General features: G+C 74.2%; 4 protein-coding genes. All 4 read left to right on the top strand.

The features are described from left to right. A partial coding sequence (locus E1283_RS31860) for a tetratricopeptide repeat protein (RefSeq protein WP_132821644.1) occupies positions 1 to 1,399 on the top strand: 1,399 nt, incomplete at its 5' end. Positions 1,400 to 1,482: 83 nt separating this feature from the next. Next, positions 1,483 to 2,607, top strand: a complete 1,125-nt coding sequence (gene ald, locus E1283_RS31855) for an alanine dehydrogenase (protein WP_132821646.1) — start codon at positions 1,483 to 1,485, stop codon at positions 2,605 to 2,607. Between the two features lie 427 nt (positions 2,608 to 3,034). Next, entirely contained in the window at positions 3,035 to 4,120 is a 1,086-nt protein-coding gene (locus E1283_RS31850; protein ID WP_132821643.1) for a ParA family protein, read from the top strand. Continuing rightward, positions 4,117 to 4,728: a hypothetical protein gene (locus E1283_RS31845; protein ID WP_132821645.1), complete on the top strand. Its 612-nt coding sequence runs from the start codon at positions 4,117 to 4,119 to the stop codon at positions 4,726 to 4,728. Before E1283_RS31850 ends, E1283_RS31845 begins: the two co-directional genes overlap by 4 nt. Positions 4,729 to 4,822: the final 94 nt, after the last annotated feature.

The following is a 4,822-nucleotide window of genomic DNA, read 5'->3' as shown; positions in this document are numbered from 1 at the left end:
CGCGGAGGGCGCCCCCGCCGATCCGCCCCGCGCCGGGCGCACCCGTGTCCCGGACCCCGCCGACGTGCCGCTCGGTCGGGCGTTCGCCCTGGTCCACACCGCCCTGCCGGCCCCCTCCGCGCGGATGCTGCGGCTGCTCGCCCTGGCCCCCGCCGGCCTCGTGGACGCCCACCTCGCCGCCGCGCTCGTCGGCTGCCCGGTGCCCGCCGCCCGCGCCACCCTCGCCGAGCTCACCGCCTTCGGCCTGCTGCGCCCGGCCGGCCAGGCCGGCGCCGACGGCCTCCCCGACCAGTACCGGGTGCCCGGCTGCCTGGAGGGCCGGATCGCCGCGCTGCTCGCCGCCCTGGAACGGCCGGGCGAGGCGGTGCTCGCCAGGGCCAGGATGCTGGAACGGGTCGTCACCCGGCTGCGCGCCTGCCAGGCCGTCACCGAGCAGCCGACGGGCGAGGAGCGGGAGTGGCTGGCGGCGCTGCCCGCGGCGCTCCGCTTCGACAACCGCGCGGCCGCCGCCGGCTGGCTCGTCACCCGCCGCCCCGCGCTGCTCGCCGCCGCCCGCACGGCCGCCACCGACGGCGGGCTCGACACCCTTGCCAGGCGGCTGCTGGCCACCCTGAGCCGGGTGCTGATCGCCCACCTGTCGCCCGACCAGGCCAGGGCCGAGCTCTACGGGCTGCAGGAACTCGCCCTGCTGATCGCCGACCGGCAGCGGCTGACCAGGGAGCGCGCCGCCGCGCTCCTCAGCCTCGGGGACCTGGACGCCGGCGCCGGCCGGCCGCGTGCCGCGCTCGACCGCTACCGGGCCGCCCTCGAGGCCGCCAGGGGCGACCGCGGGCCACGCCAGGAGGGCGTCGACGCGGACGACGTCCGCCGGGCCCTGGAGTCCGTCGCCGACACCTACGCGGAGCTGGGGGAGTGGCAGCGGGCCGCCGACTGGTACGGCCGGGCCCTGCCGATGAGCCAGGCGCGCGGCGACCTGGCCGGCGTGGGCCGGCTGCACGGCCGGGTCGGCGCCGCCCTCGCCCACACCGGGCAGTGGGGCGAGGCGCTGCGGGCCTGGCGGGCCGCGGCCGCCGCCCACCGCAGGCACGGCGACGTGCCGGCCCAGGCCCGGGCGCTGGCCGAGGTGGCGCGGGCCCAGGAGCGCGTCGGCCGTCCCGAGGAGGCCCTGCGCACCGGCTCCGACGCGCTGCGGCTCGCGGAGCACGGCGCGGATCTCCGGCTCAGGGCCGAGCTGCGGCTGCGGCTCGCCGACTGCGCCGACCGGCTCGGCCGCGCCGACGCGGCCGCCGCCCACCGGGCCGCCGCCGAGCGGCTGACGGCCGAGGCCGCGGCGGCCGAGGAACGGCCCGCCGCCACCGCTCCAACCTTTGGAACGCAGACACCTTCGGCCAACGATTGACTGATTGCAAGGCTCGACAAGCTGGATTCCTTACTTACACTGGTCGAGACAGCTGTCCAGTGCGTGCAAGGACCGTGATCGACGTGAAGGTCGGCATTCCCACCGAGGTCAAGAACAACGAGTTCCGAGTGGCCATCACCCCGGCCGGCGTCCACGAGTTGGTGGTCGGCGGGCACGAGGTCCACGTCCAACGCGGCGCGGGGCTCGGCTCCGCCATCCCCGACGAGGAGTTCGTCGCCGCCGGGGCCACCGTGCTGGCCGACGCGGACGAGGTCTGGGCCGGCGCCGACCTGCTGCTGAAGGTCAAGGAACCGGTCGCCGAGGAGTACCACCGGCTCCGCAAGGACCAGGTCCTCTTCACCTACCTGCACCTCGCCGCCTCCCACGAGTGCACCGACGCCCTGCTGGCCTCCGGCACCACCGCCATCGCCTACGAGACCGTGGAGTCCGCGGCGCCGAACGGCCGCGCCCTGCCGCTGCTCGCCCCCATGTCCGAGGTCGCCGGCCGGATCGCCCCCCAGGTCGGCGCCTACCACCTCATGCGCCCGGCCGGCGGCCGCGGCGTGCTGCCGGGCGGCGTCCCCGGCACCCCGCCGGGGAGCGCGGTCGTGATCGGTGCCGGCGTCTCCGGCTGGCAGGCCACCCAGATCGCCGTCGGCATGGGCTTCCAGGTCACCCTGCTCGACCGGGACATCGCCAAACTCCGCGACGCCGACCGGGTGTTCGGCACCCGGGTGCGGACCGTCGCCGCCAACGCCTACGAGGTGGAGCGGGCCGTGCTCGCCGCCGACCTGGTGATCGGCGCCGTCCTGGTGCCCGGCGCCCGGGCTCCCCGGCTCGTGACAGGTGAGCTGGTGTCGCGGATGAGACCGGGAAGTGTCCTTGTCGACATCGCGATCGACCAGGGCGGCTGCTTCGAGGACTCACGCCCCACCACCCACGCCGAGCCGACGTTCCGGGTGCACGACTCGATCTTCTACTGCGTCGCCAACATGCCGGGCGCGGTGCCGGCCACCTCCACCGCCGCGCTGACCAACGCCACCCTGCCCTACGTCGTCGAGCTGGCCCATCGCGGCTGGCGGGAGGCGCTGCGGCGCGATCCGGCGCTGGTCCCCGGGCTCAACATCCATGACGGGCACGTCATCTCGGCCCCCGTCGCCGAGGCGCACGGCCTGTCGCACACCGAACCCCGCGCCGTGCTCGGCTGATTGCCGGACTGATCGACCCGCGCCGCGCGCGGGCCTCCGGTCAACTCCCGCCGTCAACATCGGGAATGTCACACGCCGCGGCGCGCCGAGCCCACCCGGTCGTCGACCGTCGCCCGCCGTGACGACCTCCGACGAACGGTCAACTCGGGTGCTAGATAGTGCTTTAACCGATTCGTACCCGGGGGATACGTCCCCCTGGCGAGGCTTGTGCCCTTGACAAGAGAATGTTCGACGGCCGACACATCCGTGCCGGTCCGGCGGATTGTGTTGCTGTGAACCGCCGACACGCCATAGAGTCGCCAATCGTCGGCATGGTGCAACGCTGACTCTGTCTAGAAGTTTCCTGGTCCCCAAGGAGGTAAGACGACTTGTGAATGAGTCGACAATTACTCCCCGGGGAGGACAACCAGGGGCCCCGGAGCGCCACATGGGCACCGCGGGCCTGACGGGCCTGGGCTCCGTCGCTGTCCATACCTACGCAACCCACCAGAGCCAACCGAGCATGACAGCGCATCAGAGCACTGAAGCAAACGCGACGGGCGGCGAGGCCGACCGTTTCCCCGACTACGACGATCTCCCGGACGGGCAGTTCTACGACCCGGACGCGGAGTACGAGCCCGATCCCGAGTACGCGGCGACCATCGCCCCGGACGCGGCCAGGCAGCGGCGCGAGCGGATCGGTCCCACCGGTCGCCCGTTGCCGTACTTCCCGATCCCCGGACCGCTCGTCGAGCGTGGCCCGGCGCAGATCATCGCGATGTGCAACCAGAAGGGCGGGGTCGGCAAGACCACCTCGACCATCAACCTGGGCGCCGCGCTCGCCGAATACGGCCGTCGGGTCCTGCTGGTCGACTTCGACCCGCAGGGCGCCCTCTCGGTCGGCCTCGGCGTGAACCCGATGGAGCTCGACCTCACCATCTACAACCTGTTGATGGAGCGGGGCATGGCCCCCGACGAGGTGCTGCTCAAGACCGCGGTCGCCGGGATGGACCTGCTGCCGAGCAACATCGACCTGTCCGCCGCCGAGGTGCAACTGGTCAGCGAGGTGGCCCGCGAGTCCACCCTCCAGCGGGCGCTGCAACCGATGCTGAACGACTACGACTTCGTCATCATCGACTGCCAGCCCTCGCTCGGCCTGCTCACCGTGAACGCGCTCACCGCGGCGCACAAGGTGATCGTGCCGCTGGAGTGCGAGTTCTTCGCGCTGCGCGGAGTGGCCCTGCTGACCGAGACCATCGAGAAGGTCCAGGAGCGGCTCAACCCGAACCTGCACCTGGACGGCATCCTGGCCACCATGTACGACTCGCGCACGGTGCACAGCCGGGAGGTCCTGGCCCGGGTGGTCGAGGCGTTCGACGACAACGTCTACCACACGGTCATCGGGCGTACGGTCCGCTTCCCGGAGACCACGGTCGCCGGTGAACCGATCACCACCTACGCGTCCAACTCCGTTGGCGCGGCCGCGTACCGTCAGCTCGCAAGGGAGGTGCTCGCCCGGTGCCACGCCGAGTGAGCCTCCCGGCGGCCGACGAACTGTTCCGCAGTACCGGCGGGGCCGCCGTGCAGCCCTCGACGCCCCCGAACGCGCCCGAGCAGGCGGGGAGCACCAAGGAGGACCCGGCACCCCGGGTGCCGGCCCCGGCCGGCGAACAACGACCGGCCGAGGCGGGCCCCGGTGACGAGCCGGCCGCCTCGCCGCCCTCGGGCGGCGCGGGCGGGGCCGGCTCGGCCGACGACCGCGGCCGGCTGCTGTCGCGTGACGCGCGTGACGCCAGGCCGGTGGGTGAACGGACGCTGCCGGCCCAGCAGGGGCGCGAGCGCGAGGGCCGTGACGGCCGGGACGCGGCCAAGGGGAGCCGACCGGCGCCCGCGGCCGCTCCCCGGCGCGGCCGGGCCGCCCGGCGCCCGAGCGGGCGGGAACGGCACGACGAGAAGATCACGGTCTATGTGTCGGCCGAGGAACTGATGGACCTCGAACACGCCCGCCTCGTCCTGCGCGGCGAACACGGCCTCGCCGTGGACCGCGGGCGGATCGTCCGGGAGGCCGTCGCGGTCGTCCTGGCCGACCTGGAGTCCCGCGGCGAGGCGAGCATCCTGGTGCGCCGCCTCCGCGGCCGCTGACGCCGTTCGGAACGACGCGCGTGCGGCTCGGCCGCCGCTCGGCCGTTGCCGGGGACCACGGGAGTAGTGTGCCCCGCGATGCCCCCTCCTCCGC

Origin of the sequence: Streptomyces hainanensis (genome assembly GCF_004348415.1) — a bacterium.
GTDB lineage: Bacteria > Actinomycetota > Actinomycetes > Streptomycetales > Streptomycetaceae > Streptomyces > Streptomyces hainanensis.
Note: the sequence above shows the minus strand (reverse complement) of the source record. Positions and strands in the feature narration are given on the sequence as shown.